Source organism: Kitasatospora sp. NPDC059327, assembly GCF_042752535.1.
In the GTDB taxonomy this organism is placed as follows: domain Bacteria; phylum Actinomycetota; class Actinomycetes; order Streptomycetales; family Streptomycetaceae; genus Kitasatospora.
Genome location: NZ_JBHYYB010000007.1, coordinates 188,366 through 208,946, shown reverse-complemented (window position 1 = coordinate 208,946; position 20,581 = coordinate 188,366). Strand labels below are relative to the sequence as shown.

Sequence of the window (20,581 nt, the reverse complement as noted above, 5' to 3'; positions counted from 1 at the left end):
CCGGTCCGCGGGGGCGGCGTCCCGCGATCCCCCGGCTCCGCCGCTGCGGGGGCTCGCCCGCGCGCTGTCCCCCCGTGGGGGGGGGGCCCCCCCGGGGGGGGCCCCCCCCGGCCCGCTCGATCACGGTTGGGCAACGCCTCGGGCGGAGGCGTCCCCGCTCCGCTCCTTCCCGGGGAACCCGTCGACCGTCCCCCGAGGAACAGCATGCCGCTCCGCCCGAGTCCGATGACCACCCGCACCATCCGCAACGGCCGACGCGTGGTCGGTGCCACGTCCGTCGCGCTCCTCACCTTCGCCGCGACCTTGGCACCGGCCGCCGCGGACGACTCCAGGTCGTACGACTTCGAGGCCGTCGCGGCCAAGGAATGGCCGTTCAGGGCCATCAACGGCTTCGGCGCCGTGGACACCGCTCCCGCACCCGGGCGGTCCGGCACGGCGGCGAGGTTCAACGTGCCCGACGACGGGAAGTCGTTCCGCGCCGAACTCGCCCTCAAGGGTCTGAGCGCGGGCACCCACCGCTTCGCCTTCTCCAACTACCTGCCCGCCGACTGGAAGCAGTCCGACGACGACATCATCGTCGCCCAGTGGTTCAGCGCGCAGCCGGACAGCGAGGGCGTCAAGCCGGTCGTCGCCCTGGCGGTGCACGGCGGCGACTGGCGGCTCAAGGTGCACTGGCTCAAGGACCTGGCCACCTTCGAGGAGTACGAGACCCTGATCCCGCTCGGCGCGGCGCAGTTCGGGCGCTGGAACCGATGGGCCCTGGACATCACCTGGTCCACCCCGGCCACGCCCGGTTCGATCACCGTCACCCGCGACGGCGTCCAGGTCGGCGCCCACCGCGGCGACAACAACTACCACCGCGGGGAACCGCCGCACTTCAGGACCGGGGTCTACCGCCCGGCCTGGCGACCGGAGAAGCCGAAGCACCCCACCGGCGGGCCGGACGTCGTCCTGTTCGTCGACGACATCGCCATCACCGCGGGGCCGGCGGACGCACCGGCCCCCGCACCGGCGACACCGGCGAAGTCCGCGCCGGCGCCCGCCGCAGCGAGCCCGAGCACCGCCGCGGCCCCTTCCGCCGTGCGCACGGCCGTCGCCGTCCCGTCCGCCACCGTCCCGTCCGCCGCTGTCCCGTCCGCCGCGGCGACGGCCACCGCCCAGACCGCCACCGCGCCGACGCCCGCCACCGCCTCCGGGGCGGTCTCCGCCGTCTCCTCGGACGCCACGCCTCAGGAGACGGCGGCCGCGCCGACGTCCACCGCCTCCCGGTTGTCCAACACCGGTACGACCACGAACATCGCGCTCGCCGGGGGGACCGTCGCCATCGTCGTCGGCACCTTCCTGCTCCGCCGCCGGACGCACGGCCGGACGCACGGCCGACGCCACTGAGGAGTGGGGCCGGCGCCGCCGGAACGGGTTCAGGAGGGCCCGGTCGGCCCGCGGCGGGGCCTGCCGTGGGGGGAGAGGTGGTCGGCGGCGGGACCGGCCCGTCGCCACGGACCTCCCGGGGACCTATCGCGGATCGTCCGGGACCACCACGAGCTCGCCGACCGTGTCGGCGAGGACCGCCCGGGCGTCCGCCGGGAGGGCGGCGTCGGTGATGAAGCAGTCCACCTGATCGAGGCTCGCGAAACTGCTGAGCCCGATCGTTCCCCATTTGGTGTGGTCGGCCGCCACCACGACCCGGCGGGCCCGGGAGATGAAGGCCCGGTTCGTCTGGGCCTCGGCCAGGCTGGGACTGGTCAGTCCCTCGGCCTCGGTGACGCCGTGCGTCCCCAGGATCAACTGATCGACGTGCAGCGACGAGATGGTGCGCTCCGCGATCGGGCCGACCAGCGCCTGCGACCGCGTCGCCGTGCCTCCGGTCAACAGCACGACGGGCGGTCGCGCGGTCGAGTCGCCGTGCGTGCGCACCAGCTGCTCGATCGGGAGCGAGTTGGTGAGGATCGTCAGGTCCGCGAGGTGCAGCAGCCGCTTGGCCACCGCGAACGTGGTGGTCCCGCCGCTGAGCGCGACCACGCTGCCGGGCTGGACGAGCGCGGCGGCGGCGTCGGCGATGGAGGCCTTGGACGCGGACTCCCTGGTCGACTTCGCGTCGAACCCCGGCTCCTCCGCGCTGCGCGAGACGGCCACGGCTCCCCCGTGGACCTTCTCCAGCAGACCGCTCCGGGCCAGCGCGTCGAGGTCGCGGCGAATGGTCATGTCCGAGACGGCGAGCGCCGTGACCAGGTCCGAAACCCGGACGGCCCCCTCCCGTTCCAGCGTTTCGACGATCAGGGCGCGGCGCTGCCCGGCAAGAAGGCCTTGATCCGCCACGGTGCCCCCCAGACCTCTCGGTACTCGATCGACAGCGCCGAATATAGCGCAGCGCGTTCACGATGGTCAGTTCTCGGTCCGCGCGGTATTCCGTCCGTCCACCGGCCGCGGCGGGCCTCCCCGGGCGACCGCGCCGACCGTACGGGCCCGCCGGTCGGACGGCAGGGCACTCGATGCACATGTTTCGCCCTGTGGCATCCGAGTGTTGACTTATGTTCCTTTGCGTTTGATTATGATTCCGAGGCTTGCTCAGTACGGGTAGCCGAGCCAGGCCTTCGCCGGAAGGAAGCCATGATCAAGACATCGGACAAGCTCGCGGACGGCCGGGAGCTGCTCTACTTCGACCCGGACGACACCACACCCCGGGCCGGCTCCACGGACCTGCGCCCCCTGGAGCCGGCGGTGAGCCTGTCCGAGATCCGCCGGGACCCGATCACCGGGGACTGGGTGACCGTCGCCGCGCACCGACAGGCGCGCACCTACCATCCGCCCGCGGACGAGTGCCCGCTCTGCCCCTCCCGCGACGGCCGGCTCAGCGAGATCCCCGCCGCCGACTACCGGGTCGCCGTCTTCGAGAACCGCTTCCCCTCGCTGGCCGCCCACGCCGAACCCGCGCGCCTCGGCCACCGGGTGGCCGAGGCCCGGGCAGGCACCGGACGCTGCGAGGTGGTGTGCTTCACCGCCGACCACGGAGCGTCCTTCGCCGACCTGACCGAGCCCCAGGCCCGCCTGGTCCTCGACGCGTGGACGGACCGGACCGCGGAACTGTCCCGGCTGCCCGAGGTGAAGCAGGTGTACATCTTCGAGAACCGCGGCGCCGAGATCGGCGTCACCCTCGCCCATCCACACGGCCAGATCTACGCCTTCCCGTTCGTCCCGCCGCGCACCACCCGGATGCTGGAACGGGCCGACCTGCACCGCGTCACCACCGGCCGCAACCTCTTCGAGGACGTGCTGGCCGCCGAACTCGCCGACCCGGTACGGGTGGTGCTGACCGGCCGGCACTGGACCGCGTTCGTGCCGTTCGCCGCCCGCTGGCCCTACGAGGTGCACCTCTACCCGAACCGGCGGGTCGCCGACCTGACCCACCTGAACGAGGCGGAGCGCACCGAGTTCCCCGCCCTCTACCTGGAACTGCTGCGCCGCTTCGACCGCCTGTTCGCCGAGTCGGGGAGCGACGGGCCGACCGCACACACCCCGTACATCGCGGCCTGGCACCAGGCGCCGGCCGTCGGCGCCCCCGAACTGGCCCTGCATCTGGAACTGTTCACGATCCGCCGGACGGCGGGCAAACTCAAGTACCTCGCCGGGGTCGAGTCGGGCATGGACGCGTTCGTCAACGACGTCTCGCCGGAGGCGGCCGCACAGCGCCTGCGGGAGGTCTCGTCATGAGTACGTACCTGGTCACGGGTGGCGCCGGCTATGTCGGCAGCGTGGTCGCCGCCCACCTGCTGGAGGCGGGACACCGGGTGACCGTCCTGGACGACCTCTCCACCGGCTTCCGCGAGGGTGTCCCGGCCGGTGCCGAGTTCGTCCAGGGGCGGATCCAGGAGGCCGGCACGGTGCTCGACGCCTCCTTCGACGGGGTGCTGCACTTCGCCGCCTCCTCGCAGGTCGGCGAGTCGGTCGTGGACCCGGAGAAGTACTGGCGCAACAACGTGGCCGGCTCGCTGGAGCTGATCGGCGCGATGCGCGCGGCGGGCGTGCGCAAGCTGGTGTTCTCCTCCACCGCCGCCACCTACGGCGAGCCGGAGTCGGTGCCGATCTCCGAGACCGCCCGCACCGCGCCGACCAACACCTACGGCGCCACCAAGCTGGCCGTCGACCACCTGATCACCAGCGAGGCCGTCGCCCACGGCCTGGCCGCCGTCTCGCTGCGCTACTTCAACGTGGCCGGCGCGTACGGCAGTTCTTCTGGTGTCGCCGTCGGCGAGCGGCACGACCCCGAGTCGCACCTGATCCCGCTGGTCTTCCAGGCCGCCCTCGGACAGCGCGAGCACATCGCGGTGTACGGCGACGACTACCCGACCCCGGACGGCACCTGTGTCCGCGACTACATCCACGTCGCGGACCTGGCCGAGGCGCACCTGCTGGCCCTGGACGCGGCCACGTCGGGCGAGCACCTGATCTGCAACCTGGGCAACGGCAGCGGCTTCTCGGTGCGCGAGGTCATCGAGTCGGTCAAGCGCGTCACCGGCCGGGAGATCCCGGTGGTGACCTCGGGCCGTCGCGCGGGTGACCCGGCCGTGCTGGTGGCCTCCGCCGAGCGCGCCCACCAGGCCCTGGGCTGGACCCCGAGCCGTCCGAACCTGGACGACATCGTCGCCGACGCCTGGAAGTTCACCCAGGAGCGGAGCACCGAGAGGCGGCACGGCCGATGAACCCGGACCCCACCCCCGACACCGCGACGCCCGCCGCCCCGGCCGGGGTCTGGACCGCTCCCGGCCGGGTCAACCTGATCGGCGAACACACCGACTACAACGACGGGTTCGTCCTGCCGATCGCGCTCCCCCACGCCGCGCGCGCCCGCGTCCGCCCCCGCACCGACGGGTTGCTGCGCCTGTACAGCGAACAGGGCGACGGCCGGACCGTCGAGCTGGACGTCACCACCCTCGCCCCCGGCAGCGTGGACGGCTGGGCGCGCTACCCGGCCGCCGTCGTCTGGGCGCTGCGCGAGGCCGGCCACCCGGTCGGCGGTGCCGACGTGCACATCGACAGCGACGTCCCCACCGGTGCGGGCCTGTCCTCCTCGGCGGCGATCGAGTGCGTCACCGCCTCCGCCTACAACGACCTCCACCAACTCGGCCTCACCGGGCCGGAACTGGCCCTGATCGCCCAACGCGCCGAGAACGCCTTCGTCGGCGTCCCCTGCGGGATCATGGACCAGATGGCGTCCGTCTGCTCCCTGCAGGGCGAGGCCCTGTTCCTCGACACCCGGGACCTGTCCGCCCGGCACGTCCCGCTCGACCTCACGGGCGCCGGACTGCGGCTCCTGGTCATCGACACCCGCGTCAAGCACGACCTCGCCGACGGCGAGTACGCGAAGCTGCGGGCCGGCTGCGAGCGCGCCGCCGCCCTCCTCGGCGTGCCCGCCCTGCGCGACGTCACCCCGGACGGACTCGGCGCGGCCCTGCACCGGCTGCCGGGCGAACTCCGCCCCCTGGTACGGCACGTGGTGAGCGAGAACGCGCGCGTCGAGCAGGTGGTGGCCCTCGTGCAGGACGGCTACCTGCGGGCGATCGGGCCCATCCTGACCAGTGGACACGCCTCACTGCGCGACGACTACGGCGTCTCCTGCCCCGAGACCGACCTCGCCGTCGCGACCGCCGTCGACGCCGGCGCGCTGGGGGCCCGGATGACCGGCGGCGGCTTCGGCGGCTCGGTGATCGCCCTCGTCGAGTCCGCGGCGGTGCCCGCCGTCACCGCCGCGGTCGAGAGCGCCTTCCGGCGGTCGGGCCACACCGCCCCCCGCACCTTCACCGCCGTCCCCTCCGCCGGCGCCCGCCGGACGGCCTGAGCCGGCCCGGGCCTCCTGCTCCACCTGTCCGCCTAACCACCTCGGCCTCACCGCCGAGAGCCGTCCGCCCCTACCGCAAGGTGCCACGCTTGAACACCCTCTCGGCGAGCCGGCCCGCCCGCCCCGATCTGCCCAACCAGGACCTGGCCATCATCACGCCGGACCTCGCCGTCCTCCTCGACGGCGCCGGCGGCCCCAGCGAGGACGGCGGAGGCTGCCTGCACGGCGTGCACTGGTACGTGCGCCAGCTGGGCGCCCACCTCCTCGCCACGCTCCTCCCGAACCCCGTACCGCTCGCCGAGGCCCTCGGCCGGGCCGTCGAACAGGTCGCCGACGACCACCGCGGCACCTGTGACCTGCGCAATCCCGGGACGCCCTCCTCCACCGTGGCCATCGTGCGCCGCCGGCAGGACACCGTCGACCACCTGGCCCTGCACGACTCCACCATCCTCCTCGCCACCACCGACGGACACCACGTGATCAGTGACCGCCGGGTCCAGCGGATCCCCCGGCTCCGGGAGCTCTGGGCCGAGATGGCTCTCCTCCCGCTCGGCACCGACCGCCACGCCGCCGCCCGCCGCGCCTACATCACCGCCGAACTCGGCTACCGCAACGTCCCCGGCGGCTACTGGGTCGCCGGGGCCGACCCGCACAGCGCCGCCGAGGCCGTGACCGGATCCCTGCCCGCCGCCGGACTCCGGGCCGCCGCCCTGCTCAGCGACGGCGTCGCCGACTACGTGGACGCCTACCGCCAGGCCACCTGGCCGGACCTGCTCGACCTGCTCCCCACCGAGGGCCCCGCCGCCCTGATCGACCGCGTGCGGGCCGCCGAGGAGCAGGATCCGGACGGCCGCCGCTGGCCCCGGTTCAAGCCGCACGACGACGCCACCGCCGTCTACTGGCCCCTCACCGCCTAGCCGTCGGCGCCGCCGGAGTCGTTCGCCCGTTCACCGGAGGACTCCCGCAGAGGAGCGGAACTCGGCCGGGGGCCGACCCGACTGGTGGACCGGATGCCGTCGCCCGCGGCATCCGGGACTCCGGGGAGCAGGACATGCGGCCCCGCGGTCGGACCGGCCCGATCCCCGACCGGGGCCCGGGCCGGTCCGACCGGGTCCGTTCGCCCACTCCCGCGTCACGTCAGGAGCTCGCACATGTGCGGAATCACCGGCTGGGTGTCCTTCCACCAGGACCTGCGCCCAGGCGCCCCGGTCATCGAGGCGATGACCTCGACCCTGGCCCTGCGCGGTCCCGACGCGGGCGGCGTCTGGCTCGGCGCCCACGCCGCGCTGGGTCACCGCCGACTGTCCGTGCTCGACCTCGCGGGCGGGGCCCAGCCCATGACCGACCGCCCCGACCGCCCCGACCGCGCCCAGGTCGTCCTCACCTACAGCGGCGAGGTCTACAACCACCACCAGCTGCGGGCACGACTCTCGCAACGAGGGCACCACTTCGCGACCCGCAGCGACACCGAGGTCGTGCTCCGCGCCTACCAGGAGTGGGGCGACGCCCTGGTCGACCACCTGGAGGGCATGTACGCGTTCGCGATCTGGGACGAGCGCGCCGAACGTCTGCTGCTGGTCCGCGACCGGCTCGGCGTCAAGCCGCTGTTCTGGGCCGAGGTCGACGGCGGCCTGGTCTTCGGCTCGGAGCCCAAGGCGCTCTTCGCCCACCCCGAGGTCACCCCGACCGTGGACGCCGACGGCCTGCGCGAGGCGTACAGCCTGCTCTTCTCCACCGGCCCCACCGTCTGGTCCGGCGTCCGCGAGCTCCACCCCGGCGGCCTGCTCGTGCTCGACCGGGGAGGCCGCCACGAGCGCGACTACTGGGCCCTGGCCGCCCACCCGCACACCGACGACCTCGACACCACCACCGAGCGGATCCGGGCGCTCGTCGACCGCGCGGCCCGCAGCCAGCTGGAGTCGGACGTCCCGCTCTGCAGCCTGCTCTCCGGTGGCCTCGACTCGACCGTCGTCACCGCCCTGGTCGCCGACGAGCTCCGGCTCACCGAGGGGGCCGGGGCCAGACTGCGCTCCTACGCCGTCGACTACAGCGACCAGGCCGAACGGTTCACCGGCGACGTGCTGCGCACCGGTCACGACACACCCTTCGCGACCGAGGCCGGCGCCTTCATCGGCAGTGACCACTCCACCGTGGTCCTCGACCCGCTCGCCCTCCTGGACATCGAGCACCGCAGAGCCGTCGTCGCCTCCCGGGACTCGCCGATCGGCGTCGGCGACATGGACACCTCGCTCTACCTGCTCTTCGGCGAGATCCGCGAGCACTCCACCGTCGCCCTCTCCGGCGAGGCCGCGGACGAGGTGTTCGGCGGCTACCCGTGGTTCCACTCCCCCAAGGCGCTGGCCGCGCGTACCTTCCCCTGGCTGCTCGTCACCGGCGACGAGGCCGCCATGCCGCTCCACCCCGAGCTCGCCCGCACCCTGCGGATCGGCGAGTACCGCGAGGACACCTACCGCGCCGCGCTCGGCGCCGTCCCGCACCTGGACGACGAGACGCCCGAGGAACACCGCCAGCGCGAGATGCAGCACCTCTCGCTCACCCGCTGGCTCCGCCAGCTGCTGCACCGCAAGGACCGGCTCTCGATGGCCCAGGGGCTGGAGGTCCGCGTCCCCTACTGCGACCACCGCCTCGTCGAGTACGCCTTCAACACCCCCTGGGCGATGAAGAGCCATGACGGCCGGGAGAAGAGCCTGCTGCGCGCGGTCGGCCGGGGCATCGCCCCCGACTCGGTGCTGTGGCGGCCGAAGAACCACTATCCGGCCACCCACCACCCCGCCTACAACAGCGGCCTCCAGGCCCTCGCCCGGGACGCGCTGGACGCGCCGCACGTGCGCGACATCGCCGACGAGACGGTGATCGGGACCGCCCTCGACACCCCCGCCGACCAGCTCCAGTGGGGACACCGGCTGCGACTGGAACGGGTGGTGGACCTCGCCCTGTGGCTGGACCACCACCGCCCCGCCCTCAACCTCTGACACCTCCGACACCCGGCCCCAGGTGGGGGTGTGCGGTCCCGTTCCTCCCGCCCGGCAGGCTGGGTGAGGGAGCGGCGGGGCCGCCGCCCCTCTCGGCCGCTCCCGGCCGGGCGTTCCGTCGGGGCCGGCCCCGACGTGGGGGCGTCCGGGGGCGGACCCGTCAACGGTGCCCCAGGACGTTGATCACCCGTCCGCCGGGGTCACGCACGAAGAACCGCCGCACTCCCCATTCCTCGTCCTGCAGAGGGTGGACGATCTCCGCCCCGCTCGCGCGCATCACCGCGTACGCCGCGTCCACGTCGTCCACCTCGACGCTCAGGTCAGGGGCGACGGGCGCCGTCCTGTCCTCGGTCATGACGCTGATCTGCGCCGTCGGGTTGGACGGCGAGGCGAGCGTGATGATCCACCCGTGGTTCATGACCTCCTCGAAGCCCAGCAGCCCGTAGAACTCCCGGCTCTCCTGCGCCGCTCCGGACAGGATGATGGGCACGACCCGGCGAACGGCCATCAACGACTCCCCACGAGAACGAACCTGACTCCCTGACTCCAGGAGTACTACGGCGCGTCCGCCGCCGCACGCGCTTTCGACAGACGCCCGGGCGCGGAACGCCCGGCGCCGCGCTGCTGCTTCGGCTGTCCGGACCGGGGTTCCCGATCGGGTGATCCGTCCTCAGGAGTCGCCCCGGAGCGTCTCCCCGGCTGTCAGGATCAGCCGTCCGGCCGCACCGAACGCACCGGATGAACAGCGCGACCGACCCGGGCGGACCGTCCCGACGGACGCCCCCGACGGACGCCCCCGACGGACGCCCCCGACGGAGGAGCGGCCCGACCGACCTGCACGACCCCGCACAAGGCGAAGCCTGGCACCCGGACGACGACAGGAGAGTCATGAACGCACCCACCGCCGGAGCGACCGGCGGAGCGACCACCGGAGCGGCCACCGGAGCGACCAGCGCAACGGCCGAGGACCCACCGGTCTCCGCCAGTGAGAGGCTGCTCTTCGGCGGGCCGATGCGCTACGACTACGGCTGGGCCAAGCACGAGTTCGCGGGCGCCGAGGTCACCTTCTGGACCATCGCCCGCCAGATGCCCCGGTTCCTGCGGCTGGCCGGGCGGATGGCCTGGGCCGCCGACCGGGGTGCGCTCGTGACCCTGGTCGCGGCCGAGCTCCTGCGCGGCGTCGCGGCCGCCGTCGCGCTGATCGCCACCAACGCCGCCCTCGGGCACCTGCTGACGCCGGGTGACGTCTCGACCGTCCTGCACGGCGCGCTGCCCTCGATCGTCGCCGTCGCCGCCGTGATGGGCCTGTCGGCGGTGCTCTCCGCCCTGTCCGGCCGGGCGTCCGGCCGTCTCGAACCGGCGGTGTTCCGCCAGGCGACCGTCGACTTCCTGGAGATCGTCGCCCGGTCGGAGCTGGCGGCGATCGAGGACGACGAGTTCCTGGCCGAGGTGGACAGCGCCCGGTGGGGCGCCGGGTCGATCCAGCACATCCTCGGCCAGGCCACCGCCGTCCTGACCGCCGTCTTCGCCCTGGTCTCCGCCGCGGGCGTGCTGTCCGTGCTCCACCCGGCGCTGCTGCCGATGCTGCTGCTGATCACCGCCCCGCGTGGCTGGGGCGCGGTCCGCACGGCCCGCCGCCGCTACCTGTCGACCCGGGCGATGCTCCAGCACAACCGCGCCAGCAGTCTCCTCGCCGACATGATGATCCGCCCCTGGTCCGCCGCCGAACTCCGTGTCCACGCGTGCGGCCCCTTCCTGCTCCAGCACTACGAACAGCTGGCCCGCGCCGCGGAGCGCGAGCAGGCGGGGCTCGCCACCGCGAAGGCGCGCACCGACCTGCTCTCCGCCGCACTCGCCGGCCTCGCCACCGTCGCGGCCTTCGCCGTGCTCGGCCGGCTCGTCGTCGTCGGGGCGATGCCCCTGGCCGTCGCGGGCACCGCCGTGGTCGCCATCCGCACCGGCTCCGCCTCCATCGCCGGGCTGGTCGCCCAGATCAACAGCCTCTACGAGGAGAGCCTGTTCGTCGCCGACCTCGACCGGCTGCGCCGCGAGGGCCACCGCCGGGCGATCCCCACCGGCGGGACACCGCTGCCCGAGCGGCCCGAGGAGATCCGCGTCGAGGACGTCACCTTCACCTACCCGGGCAAGGACACGCCCGCCCTCGACCAGGTCAGTCTGACCGTCCGCCGGGGCCAGGTCGTCGCCCTCGTCGGGGAGAACGGCTCGGGCAAGAGCACCCTCGCGCACCTGCTCTGCGGGGTCTACCAACCGCAGCGCGGCCGCGTCCTCTGGGACGACGTCGACACCGCGGGCGCCGACCGCGCGCAGTTGTTCGCCGGGATCGCCCTGCTCGCCCAGAACTTCCAGCGGTGGACCCTCACCCTGCGGGCCAACCTGCTCCTCGGACGGCCCGAGGTCCCCTGCGACCAGGCCCGGTTGGAGGCCGCCGCCGACTTCGCGGGCCTCGACCAGGTCCTCGCCGACCTCGACCGCGGCTGGGACACCCTCCTCGGCAAGGGCTTCAAGGGCGGCGCCGGCATCTCCGGCGGGCAGTGGCAGCGGGTCGCCCTCGCCCGGCTGCGCCTCCGGGTGACCACCCCCGGTCCGGGCGGCCGCCTCCCGCACCTGATCGTCGTCGACGAGCCGACCAGCGCGATGGACGCCAAGGCGGAGATCGAGGCGTTCGAGAAGATCCGCGGCCTGGCCGACCTGGGCGCCAGCGTCGTGCTGATCACCCACCGCCTCGCCGCCACCGCGCGCGCCGACCGCGTCTTCGTCCTCCACCGCGGGCAGCTCGTGGAGCAGGGCAGCCACGAGGAACTGATGGAACGCCGGCCGCCCACCCGCTACCGGGAGGCGTACTCCCTCCAGGCCGCGCAGTACACCAACGACGATCGGACCTCTCCCGAACCGGCCCCCGACGGGGCGGCGGCCCGGACCTCGACCGCCGAGCGGCCCGCGGTCCCCGACCCCCGCCAGGGGTCCGATCACGGCGACGCGCCGCCCACCGGCCCCGGCGCTCCGGTGCCGGCCGCCACCGAGGAGGCTCCGTGAAGGCGTTCCACCCCAGCTTCGGCACCGCCCCGTGGCCCGACGGCCTGCGGGTCCTCCAGCTCTACGCATTCCCGGAGCTGCCCCCGGGGTCGGCCCTGCACACCCTGCTCGGCGACCTGCGCGTGGCCCTGGCCCGCCTGCCGGTCGAGCCGCTCCCGGACCACCGCGCGCACATCACGCTCGACATGGTCACCGACGCCACGGCCGACGCCGTCGGCCCCGCCGAACGCCGTGACCTCGCCGACCGGGTCCGCGGCGCGGTGGCCGGCCTCGGCCCGATCGCGCTCCAGGCCGGCGCGCCGATCGCCTACCGCACCGGCGTACGCCTCGACCTCCACCCCGACGACCGGCTGGCGGAGCTCCAGCGCCTGGTCCGCGCCGCCGTCCACGGCGCCCGTGGCCCCGACTCGACGGCCTACCCGCTCGGCGTGCTGCACATGACCGCCGGGTACGCCCACGCCGACACCGACACCGACGCGCCGGCCCAGCTCATCCACCGCGTCCGGCCCGGCCACGCCGCGTTCACCGTCCGCCGGATCGCCCTCGTCGACGTGCGGTGGCGGCGGGCCCCGCCGGCCGGTTCCGACACCTCCGTCCGGCAGATCTCCTGGAACACCGTCGAGACGATCCCGCTCGACGGGTAGCCTGCCCCGCGCCTCTCCCGCCCCATCGAAACCGAAGATCCTTCGGCTCGGACCGGTGAAAGGGGTTCACTTGACGCACTGTTCACCGCAAGATTTCCCGCTCACCGAAGCCGAACCTGGGACTCTGCTCAGGATCGACGCACATGACCCGGCCGCGCTGACGGACGTCGATCCGACCCGGCCTCTGCCGCCTCTGCTACCTCCGCCGTCGGAGGCGGCAGAGGCGGCAGCACTGCTACCGGGAGGCACGACGTCTGTCCGCCACCCGAGCACAGCAAGCCTTCGAGTTGGCACGCTCCATGCGGGACGACCCTCCATGACGTGCCCCGGCTGCCGTCACAGGCGGACCGATGACCGTTTGTGCCCGTGACGACGGACCGGGCCGGTCACGGCGCCGGCGCGCCGGTTGCACGGCTACCGGATGGGTGTCACCGCGGCGTGCCGGACAGCTGTTGTTCGGCCGCGTCCAGCCAGTCCAGGTACCAGCGGGCGAACGTCACCGGCCGGCCGCCGGTGTCCAGGAGCGGGGCCAGGTCGACCTCGTCGGCCCGGTCGTCGTTCCAGATCCGGCCGCGTTCGGGGCCGCTGACCACCAGCCACTGCCGCGCCGCGCAGCCCAGGTGGCACAGGACGATCGCGCCGACCGTGCGCTGCGGGGCCCACATCACCTCGCCCCACTGCTCGTCCCAGGCTTCGTAGGCGGTGTCGAAGTCCTCGTCGGTGTCCGTGAAGTCCTCCTCCTGGGGGCACCGCTCCAGCAGTGTCCTCAGGGCCGTCGGGTCCAGGGGGGCCGCGGGAAACGGCTCGGCGAGTCGGGACCAGTCGGCCAGATCCGCGCCGTCCCCCTCCCACCCCCACCTGTCGGCCGTCCGTCGAACGGGGAAGGTGCCGTACGCGGGTCCGGCGCCGCCGGCACCGACCCGCAGCAGGAACGTCCGGTACTCCTCGGGCAGCCGAACCCCGATCTGCGCCTCCAGTCCCGCGAGTTCCGCCACGGACAACACGGGGTCGAGGCGGAACGCATGGCCGTTCGCTCCGAATACGGCGGGACGTGATCCCGGCTGCGCCGCTACGTCCGCCAACGCCCGCACACGATCCCGCGCACCGACCCACAACTGATCATCCATGGCGCGGAGCGTAACCGGCTCCTACGACAACTGCGCCAGCGCCGAAGGGGACCGACGTGATCCACCGCGTCGACACGAACGGCCGGCGACGGCCGGTGCGCGCGGGCCGGCTCACCCCCGAGGGGCGCCCGGAGCGTCCGGCGACCGCACCACAGCGGTACCGGCCTGGGACTCACCGAACCCCCAACCCGCCACCGGCGAACAGCCGACCGCCTCCAGAAGGTCGCTCCACGGCCAGCCGTCGGTGCCGTAGTAGAAGCCGCCACCGCTCCGGGCGGCCTGCTCGCTGCGGCAGAGCATGCGCAGATGGTCGCGCAGCGCGGGGTCCGTGACGGCGCCCAGCCGGTCCCCCCACGGCCCGTCGACACGGTCGGAGCCCGACAGGTCGTCGGTCGAGACCAGGTGGGCGGGACCACGCTCGGTGAACGTGGCGGCCCGCATCGCGTCGATGAGGGTACCGTCGGTCGCGACGCGCAGCAGCACGGTCAGCCAGCCGTTCAGCTTCTCGGACGCCCCGGTGGTGAGGTCGATCCCGTGGCGGCCCAGCAGCGGTCCCAACTCCGCGCCGCTCACCAGCGCCTCGCCGTCCTCGCCGACCGTGGCGACGGCACGCAGGTCGGCGACGAAGGCGTCGTCGAACGGCCGGGGGCCCTTGTGTCCGCCGTCGCCCCACGCCCCCGTCGCCGCCAGCAGGTCGGCATCGAACCGGAACAGCGACCCGCCCAGGTCGAACCGCCAGGTCCACGGGGAGAAGGGGTGCGGGCCGTCCGTGTCCGGGAGATGCCTCGGCTCCCGGCCCGCCAGCGCCTCCGGTGTGGCCCAGGGGTTCGGGAACAGGAACTCGTCCAGGGGGTCCGACGCGTAGTAGACCCGGTATTCGGCGCCGGGGTCCGCGACCGGCTCCGCGCCGAGCAGGACCGCGAACGCGTCGGCCAACGTGGCGTCCCACCCGTCGAGATCGGTCACCGGGGCTGATTCGGACGTCATGACGGGTGCTCCTCGGATCGCTTCGACGGTGTGCCGGACGAGCTGCCGGACGGTGCCGGTCCCCGGGCAGGGCCGAAGCGCCGCGCGGCGGACACGGACGACGTGCGACAACCCGACGGTGCGACGACCCTACCGGCACAACCACCCCAGAGGGCACCGGGGTTCACCCACACGCCGGCCGGACGGACCCCGCCCCCCGGGAACGAAAGTGACACCCCGCGCGGCACGGCGGCGCGGCACGCGAACGGTCCCGAGGCGCCCGAGGCGCCCGGGGAACGGTCGGGCGAAGGTCCGACGGCTCCCGTCAGGACCAGAATCGGGCGGACCCCGGACGGGTCGGGCCCGCGCGCGGGCCCGACCCGTCCCACCCCGCGGGCCGGGTGGGACGGATCGGGCCGGAACAACAGGCGCCCGATGTCGCCGACAGGCCGGCCCACCCCTTGCGGGACGGCCGACTCGTCAGTCGGTCGATGGCCGGACCCGCCGACGACGTGACCGGCGGGCACGAGCAGGCCCGGTCAGCTGATGGTCCACCTCTGCAGGGCGGTTCCGGTGGCGGCCTGCTGGGTGATCAGGGCACCGTTGGCGGTCGAGGCCGTGGTGACCAGGAGTCCGCTGTTGGCCGAGGCCATGGTGTAGCCGCCACTGACCGGGGTGACGTTCCAGCGCTGGCTGACGCCGCCGGTGCAGGTCCGTTGGACGATGGCCGCGCCGGCCGCGGTCGATGCACCGTTCACGTCAGCGCAGAGCCCGGAGGCCTGGTTGACGAGTGTGTAGGTCCCGTCGCTCTGGCGGGTGAAGGACCACTTCTGGTTGGCACCGCCGTGTGCGGTCCAGGTGACGAGCTGGGTACCGGGGGTGCGGGAGGACCCCGGGACGTCCAGGGCCTTGCCGCCGGTGGTGACGGTGCGGATCCCGTTCAGGCCGGATCCGGACGGGCCGGCCCAGGGGACGTCGGGGGCGGGGTAGTAGCCGATGCCGGCGGCGGTCCAGCGCTGGCCGTGCTGGCCCAGGCGTTGACGGAAGCTGGTCCAGTCCCGGGCGGACTGCGGGCTCCAGCCGACCTCGGCGAGGGCGGGCAGCCGGGGGAAGCTCATGAAGTCGGCGTACTCCTGGGGCGCCGGCCACCGGGTGCCGCTGGTCGGCAGCGCGCTGCTGCCCTCGTAGGCGCGGTCCGTCCAGAGGGCGGCCTCGACACCGGCGACCTTCTGGGCCGGGACGACGACGCCGGTGCCGTCCGGCTTGCCGGTGACGGTGGCCGGGTCCCACTCGTAGGACTTCTGCACCGGCACGTAGCCGACCCAGCTCAGACCGTAGGGGGTGGCGGCGTCGTACTTGATGTCCAGGTAGGCGTGATCGGACGGCGACATGATGAACGTGGCGCCCTGAGCGACTCCGTCGCGGAGGAACCTGATGCTCTCGCTCTCCGCGGCGGTGCCGATGCTGCTCTGGTCACTGGCACTTCCCCAGTACTGGAGCAGGCTGCCGGCGGGGAGCGGGGACTGGCCGAGCTGGTGCCAGCCCATGGTGGTCTTGTTCGCCGCACTGACGGCAGTGGTGGCGGAGTCGACGTAGGAGTCGTACTGCTCCGGGGTAGCCTGCGGAGTCTCGTCGCCACCGAGGTGGATGTAGGGGCCGGGGGTCATCTCGGCGACGGCCTTGATGACGGTCCGCAGGAAGTCCCTGGTCGCGTCCTTGTGCTGCTGGTCACGCAGACAGTAGAGGCTGACACCGACGTCGAAGCCGGAGTAGGGGCGCGCGTACTTGTTGTCGCAGCGCAGTTCGGGCACCGAGGTCTGGGCGGCCCAGGTGTGCCCGGGGCCGTCGATCTCGGGCACCACGGTCATGAAGCGGGAGGCGGCGTAGGAGACGATCTCCTGGTAGTCCGCCGCCGTGTAGTACCAGTCGGTGCCGCCGGTGAAGCCGCTCTGCGTGCTCGCGCCGACCTTGGTCAGGTTGGGCAGGGCTCCGATGGCGATGCGCCAGCCCTGGTCGTCGGTCAGGTGCAGGTGCAGCTTGTTGATCTTGTAGGCGGCGGCTTCGTCGATGTAGCGCTTGACCTGGGCGACGGGGAAGAAGCGGCGGGCGACGTCCAGCATCACGCCCCGGTACTCGTAGCGGGGCGAGTCGGAGATCTGGGTGGGCGCCACCGTCCAGGTCCGGGACTGCCTGGTGGTGGACTCGACCTCGGCGGGCAGCAGTTGGCGAAGGGTTTGCACCCCGCGGAACAGGCCCTGGGCCCCGTTCGCGGTGACGACGACGCCGCCGCTGCCGGAGGAGAGGGTGTATCCCTCGGCGCCCAGCGACGCGGGGCCCCGGGGATCGAGGACGACGGCGTCCGCCGGCGCCGTGGTGCCGCCGACGACCTGGAGGGAGTAACCCGTCGCGGGGGCGAGCAGGTTGGCCAGGTAGCTGCCGACGCCCCTCGCCGCCGTGTCGTCGGAGAGGACGGCGATCCGCGTCCCCGCGGTGAGGGTGAACCCCGCTCCGGACACCGCCTGCTGCGAGACCGGCTGCGGCACCACGGCGGGGGTGGGTACGGGCGTATCGGCGGCGGCCGGGGAGAGCATGGCCGTGAGCGGGAGGGTGGCGGCGGCTGTGGCGAGTGCGACGAGGCGTCGGCCCCGTCGGTACGACCAGCGCATGGCTGACTCCTTCAGTGGGGGAACACAACGGAGCCGCCCGGCGAACGGGCGACCGGACGGCGCGATTCGCGCCGCTGACCGGGCACGCGGGGCTCGTGCACCGGGCGTGGGGGGAGCCCTGGCGAACGACGCCGGCACCTCCACGCTTGGAGGTTCCGGGCACTGGGGGTGACTCGTGCCGGGACAGCGGCACATGCGGACGGCAGTACGGAAGAGCAAAGACTGCGCTTGCACTTGATTCCAATAAGACGATTTCGCGCAGCTTCAATCACGAGGGTTGCAATGGGCGGAGCGAACCGTCAAGGTCTACTCGACAGTAGCTTCTGACCGTTCGTACGCTTTCCCACCCATTCGTTCCCAGCACCCGGGCCGAAGCTGACCGACCGTCAATCCGCCGGGGCGCTCGCAGCCCGTGGCCCGGCGAGCCGGCATCACGACTCCCGCCCGGCCTGGTCACGACTACGCAACACACCGGGCTCCGACGCTCGTCCTTCGGCATCTCCGCGAGGCGGCCGGCCGTCAGTCGGTGAGGCCCGCCCGCGGCCCGCGCCGCCGGTCGCGGCGGCGCGGGCGATCGCCGGGCTACGCCGGGCCGGCGTTGGCCGGGGTGAGCGGCAGGCCCGCCTCGATGCGCCGCAGCAGGCGGCCCCCGTGAACCTCCGGGGCGTCGAAGCAGCGCAGGTCGTCGGAGTCGGTGTCCGCCTCCGTGCGCAGCACCTCGGGGACCAGGACGTCGGCCGGGTCGGTGTCCCGGGCGAGGTCCAGGTAGGCGGGGGCGACCACCGGGCCGTGCAGCGTCCCGCCGATCAGATCGGGCTCGAACCCGGCGGACAGGACGGTCACGTCGGCCCGCAGGTCTCCGTGGATCATCACCAGCTTGTCCGTCATGTTCCCCACGAAGGCGCCGACTCGGACGCTCCCGCCGACGATCAGTTTGGCGTCACCCTCCAGGTAGACGGCCGCCGCCCGCAGATCGCCCAGCACGACGAGGGCGGGGCAGCCGTCGTCCACGTTGATCACCGCGCCGGCGACGTGCAGGTCGCCGTCGACGACGCAGCCGGTTCCGTACAGGTCCAGCTCGTCCAGGTCCAGGTCACCGGGCATCGACAGTGCTCCGGTGTGGACGTCGTAGTCCTCCTCGTAGAGGTTCTCGTAACTGGAGACGGGCAGGCCCCGGCGCTCGAAGAGGGCGGTGCACTCGGCCCAGGAGTGGGGCGTGGTCGCTATGTCCATGCGCAGACTCTGCCAGCTGCCACTGTCAGGGGTCCGCTCGGCGCCGACCGCGACCGGCCGGTCGCGACCGACCCGGCCGGCCGCGGCGGCACGACACGCCCTGTCGTGGTGGCGGGTCGCCGTCCTATGATCTGGGCTGCCCACCGATCGGGGCGCCGACGGGCTCGTGCGGGGGCCGCTGCCGTCAGGCCGGTCCCGATCGGTCCATGCGGTTGGTCCGAGGGAGGCACGGCACAGTGCGGTTCGCGGGTGTGGGTGTGACACGTGAGGGCTACCGGATCGCCGTGACGGGTGCGGACGGCAGGTCATCGGGGGTCGTCGAGACGTACGAACGCGTCGGCGTGGAAGCGCCGGTGGCCGCGCTGGTCGCGCTGGCGCGACAGGAGTCCGACGGGTTCGCGGTGGTCCTCGACAGTGCCAACGGCATCATGGACGCCCCGCTCGCGTCCGCCGGCATACCCGTACTCCGGGCCGACCCTTCGCTTCTGATGGAGGATCAGGCAACTGCGGAGACGCTCGCCGCGCTCGGCCACAGCCGATCCGCCGGGTTGACGGCCCTGCCGCCCGGGGGCTGGACGATGAGCGGCCGCGAGGACGAGATCACCGCGAAGGAGACGGCCAGCGGACCAGTCGAACGTCAACTGGCCGCGAGCGGGCTCCTGTTGAACGGCGGCAGCGCTACGGCGCCATTGGTGGCGCTGACCTTCGACGACGGCCCGCACCCGCGGTACACCCCGCAGGTGCTGGACGTACTCGCCCGCTACGCCGCCCCTGCCACGTTCTTCTGCATCGGCCTGCACGCCCTGGCCCACCCCGCCGTGGTGCGCCGGATCTCGGCCGAGGGCCACGCCCTGGGCAACCACAGCTGGTCCCACGCCTACCTGCCCGATCTCGGCCCGGCCGGACTCGCCGACCAGCTCGGCTTCACCGCCGACGCCCTCACCCACGCCGCCGGCGGTGGCCCCCGCCCGCCACGCTGGCTGCGCCCCCCGTACGGCGGCCGCAGCCCCGAACTGCTCCACACCGTGGCCGGCTTGGGCCTGACCACGGTCCTCTGGGACGTCGACGCGAGGGACTGGTCACGACCCGGCCCCGAGGCCATCACCGAACGCGTACTGAGCCAGGTCCGCCCGGGCTCCGTGGTGTTGATGCACGACGGCGGCGGCGACCGCTCGCAGACCGTCGCCGCCCTGCCCGCCGTGATCACCGGCCTGCGCGATCGTGGCTACCGCGTCGTAGGCCTTGAGGAGTTGCTCGCCGCCCGCCCGACCGTCGGAGTCTGACCGGCCGACCCTCCCCCGGTGCCCTCGTGTCTGCGTGGGCTCGACGTGGCCGCCGGGGAAGCACCGGAGGCCACCCCGGCGCGCGGGCCTCCACCTTCGCGACGCACGGTCATCCGCCGTGATGTGCCATGCCGTCATGCCGTGCCCGAAGACGGTCAGCGGGCTCCGACCGGCCGCGGGTCCGAAGCCGCCACCTTCACCGGAGGCTTCGCAGCGGCCACCTTCGCCGGCGGCTTGTCCGTGACCCGCTCCGGCACGGGAGCGGCGACCTTCATCGGAGGCTTGGCAGCGGCGACCTTCATCGGAGGCTTGGCAGCGGCGACCTTCGCCGGCGGCTTGGCAGCCGCCACCTTCACCGGCGGCTTGGCGGCGGCGACCTTCATCGGCGGCTTGGCAGCGACAGCCTTCACCGGCGGCTTGTCCGCCACGCGGGCGGTCACCGGGACGGGCTCGGCAGCGGCGGCGCCGGCGGCGACCAGCCCGACCACCGGCAGTGCCGCGACCGCCCCGCCGGCCAGTGCCACCCGCGCACGGCGTCGGAGGGGTGTGGCGCCGACGGCGGCGTCGTTCCCGGAGCGCGGGGCCATGGCAGTTCCTCTCACAGACCTGGACAGTGTCGGGGACGACGATAGGTCCGGGCCGGGCTGTCGGCAAGCAACTGTGGCTCCAACAGAACCAGTTGACACGATGTGGCCAGTCGGGCCCGGCGCAGCGGCTCCGCGACCGGGACACGCCCACCCCGGGAACAGGCACCCCGGACCGGGACAGGCGGCACCCGGCAG

At 73.5% G+C, this 20,581-nt stretch carries 16 protein-coding genes; 9 read left to right on the top strand and 7 right to left on the bottom strand.

What is annotated here, in order from left to right:
- Nucleotides 1-204 precede the first annotated feature (204 nt).
- Nucleotides 205-1,389 carry a heparin lyase I family protein gene (locus tag ACFXHB_RS07545; RefSeq protein ID WP_380572877.1) on the top strand — a complete coding sequence of 395 codons (1,185 nt, stop codon included), beginning with the start codon at nt 205-207 and terminating at the stop codon, nt 1,387-1,389.
- A 123-nt stretch (nt 1,390-1,512) separates the two neighbouring features.
- Here ACFXHB_RS07545 and ACFXHB_RS07540 read toward each other — a convergent pair whose 3' ends face one another.
- On the bottom strand, nt 1,513-2,316 hold the full coding sequence (locus ACFXHB_RS07540; RefSeq protein WP_380572876.1) for a DeoR/GlpR family DNA-binding transcription regulator: 804 nt from the start codon (nt 2,314-2,316) through the stop codon (nt 1,513-1,515).
- Between the two features lie 291 nt (nt 2,317-2,607).
- Between ACFXHB_RS07540 and galT the strand changes: the two genes are divergently transcribed.
- From galT to asnB, 5 genes are all read left to right on the top strand, one after another.
- Nucleotides 2,608-3,708, top strand: coding sequence for a galactose-1-phosphate uridylyltransferase (gene galT, locus ACFXHB_RS07535; protein WP_380572875.1), 1,101 nt, complete (start codon nt 2,608-2,610; stop codon nt 3,706-3,708).
- Entirely contained in the window at nt 3,705-4,697 is a 993-nt protein-coding gene (gene galE / locus ACFXHB_RS07530; protein WP_380572874.1) for a UDP-glucose 4-epimerase GalE, read from the top strand. Before galT ends, galE begins: the two co-directional genes overlap by 4 nt.
- A complete protein-coding gene (galK, locus tag ACFXHB_RS07525; protein WP_380572873.1) occupies nt 4,694-5,833 on the top strand; it encodes a galactokinase in 1,140 nt (379 codons plus the stop codon). Before galE ends, galK begins: the two co-directional genes overlap by 4 nt.
- Nucleotides 5,834-5,922: 89 nt before the next feature.
- A complete protein-coding gene (locus ACFXHB_RS07520; RefSeq protein ID WP_380572872.1) occupies nt 5,923-6,750 on the top strand; it encodes an integrase in 828 nt (275 codons plus the stop codon).
- Nucleotides 6,751-6,984: 234 nt separating this feature from the next.
- A complete protein-coding gene (asnB, locus tag ACFXHB_RS07515; RefSeq protein WP_380572871.1) occupies nt 6,985-8,826 on the top strand; it encodes an asparagine synthase (glutamine-hydrolyzing) in 1,842 nt (613 codons plus the stop codon).
- Between the two features lie 160 nt (nt 8,827-8,986).
- Here asnB and ACFXHB_RS07510 read toward each other — a convergent pair whose 3' ends face one another.
- Nucleotides 8,987-9,334 (bottom strand): VOC family protein, encoded by a 348-nt coding sequence (locus ACFXHB_RS07510; protein ID WP_380572870.1) that lies wholly within the window; start codon nt 9,332-9,334, stop codon nt 8,987-8,989.
- A gap of 380 nt (nt 9,335-9,714) precedes the next feature.
- Between ACFXHB_RS07510 and ACFXHB_RS07505 the strand changes: the two genes are divergently transcribed.
- Both ACFXHB_RS07505 and ACFXHB_RS07500 read left to right on the top strand, forming a co-directional pair.
- A complete protein-coding gene (locus tag ACFXHB_RS07505; RefSeq protein ID WP_380572869.1) occupies nt 9,715-11,880 on the top strand; it encodes an ABC transporter ATP-binding protein in 2,166 nt (721 codons plus the stop codon).
- Nucleotides 11,877-12,524: a 2'-5' RNA ligase family protein gene (locus ACFXHB_RS07500; protein ID WP_380572868.1), complete on the top strand. Its 648-nt coding sequence runs from the start codon at nt 11,877-11,879 to the stop codon at nt 12,522-12,524. Before ACFXHB_RS07505 ends, ACFXHB_RS07500 begins: the two co-directional genes overlap by 4 nt.
- A 428-nt stretch (nt 12,525-12,952) precedes the next feature.
- Here the strand turns inward: ACFXHB_RS07500 and ACFXHB_RS07495 are convergent, their stop codons facing one another.
- From ACFXHB_RS07495 to ACFXHB_RS07480, 4 genes are all read right to left on the bottom strand, one after another.
- Complete coding sequence (locus ACFXHB_RS07495) at nt 12,953-13,519, bottom strand: SMI1/KNR4 family protein (RefSeq protein WP_380572867.1); 567 nt, start codon at nt 13,517-13,519, stop codon at nt 12,953-12,955.
- A gap of 243 nt (nt 13,520-13,762) precedes the next feature.
- The gene (locus ACFXHB_RS07490; protein WP_380572866.1) at nt 13,763-14,638 is read right to left on the bottom strand and encodes a hypothetical protein; all 876 of its coding nucleotides are present in this window, start codon (nt 14,636-14,638) and stop codon (nt 13,763-13,765) included.
- 518 nt (nt 14,639-15,156) lie between these two features.
- The gene (locus ACFXHB_RS07485; RefSeq protein WP_380572865.1) at nt 15,157-17,283 is read right to left on the bottom strand and encodes a family 20 glycosylhydrolase; all 2,127 of its coding nucleotides are present in this window, start codon (nt 17,281-17,283) and stop codon (nt 15,157-15,159) included.
- A 582-nt stretch (nt 17,284-17,865) separates the two neighbouring features.
- Nucleotides 17,866-18,516 (bottom strand): hypothetical protein, encoded by a 651-nt coding sequence (locus ACFXHB_RS07480; protein ID WP_380572864.1) that lies wholly within the window; start codon nt 18,514-18,516, stop codon nt 17,866-17,868.
- Between the two features lie 251 nt (nt 18,517-18,767).
- On the opposite strand from ACFXHB_RS07480, the gene ACFXHB_RS07475 reads away from it, so the two are divergent.
- A complete protein-coding gene (locus ACFXHB_RS07475) occupies nt 18,768-19,799 on the top strand; it encodes a polysaccharide deacetylase family protein (RefSeq protein ID WP_380572863.1) in 1,032 nt (343 codons plus the stop codon).
- 155 nt (nt 19,800-19,954) lie between these two features.
- Here ACFXHB_RS07475 and ACFXHB_RS07470 read toward each other — a convergent pair whose 3' ends face one another.
- On the bottom strand, nt 19,955-20,386 hold the full coding sequence (locus tag ACFXHB_RS07470) for a hypothetical protein (protein ID WP_380572862.1): 432 nt from the start codon (nt 20,384-20,386) through the stop codon (nt 19,955-19,957).
- Nucleotides 20,387-20,581 lie beyond the last annotated feature (195 nt).

What these genes read in the sequence shown, in the direction of transcription:
- ACFXHB_RS07470 (WP_380572862.1), bottom strand. Translation starts at nt 20,386, where the DNA reads ATGGCCCCGCGCTCCGGGAACGACGCCGCCGTCGGCGCCACACCCCTC.
- asnB (WP_380572871.1), top strand. Translation starts at nt 6,985, where the DNA reads ATGTGCGGAATCACCGGCTGGGTGTCCTTCCACCAGGACCTGCGCCCA.
- ACFXHB_RS07505 (WP_380572869.1), top strand. Translation starts at nt 9,715, where the DNA reads ATGAACGCACCCACCGCCGGAGCGACCGGCGGAGCGACCACCGGAGCG.
- ACFXHB_RS07545 (WP_380572877.1), top strand. Translation starts at nt 205, where the DNA reads ATGCCGCTCCGCCCGAGTCCGATGACCACCCGCACCATCCGCAACGGC.
- ACFXHB_RS07490 (WP_380572866.1), bottom strand. Translation starts at nt 14,638, where the DNA reads ATGACGTCCGAATCAGCCCCGGTGACCGATCTCGACGGGTGGGACGCC.
- galK (WP_380572873.1), top strand. Translation starts at nt 4,694, where the DNA reads ATGAACCCGGACCCCACCCCCGACACCGCGACGCCCGCCGCCCCGGCC.
- ACFXHB_RS07480 (WP_380572864.1), bottom strand. Translation starts at nt 18,516, where the DNA reads ATGGACATAGCGACCACGCCCCACTCCTGGGCCGAGTGCACCGCCCTC.
- ACFXHB_RS07510 (WP_380572870.1), bottom strand. Translation starts at nt 9,334, where the DNA reads ATGGCCGTTCGCCGGGTCGTGCCCATCATCCTGTCCGGAGCGGCGCAG.
- galT (WP_380572875.1), top strand. Translation starts at nt 2,608, where the DNA reads ATGATCAAGACATCGGACAAGCTCGCGGACGGCCGGGAGCTGCTCTAC.
- ACFXHB_RS07485 (WP_380572865.1), bottom strand. Translation starts at nt 17,283, where the DNA reads ATGCGCTGGTCGTACCGACGGGGCCGACGCCTCGTCGCACTCGCCACA.
- galE (WP_380572874.1), top strand. Translation starts at nt 3,705, where the DNA reads ATGAGTACGTACCTGGTCACGGGTGGCGCCGGCTATGTCGGCAGCGTG.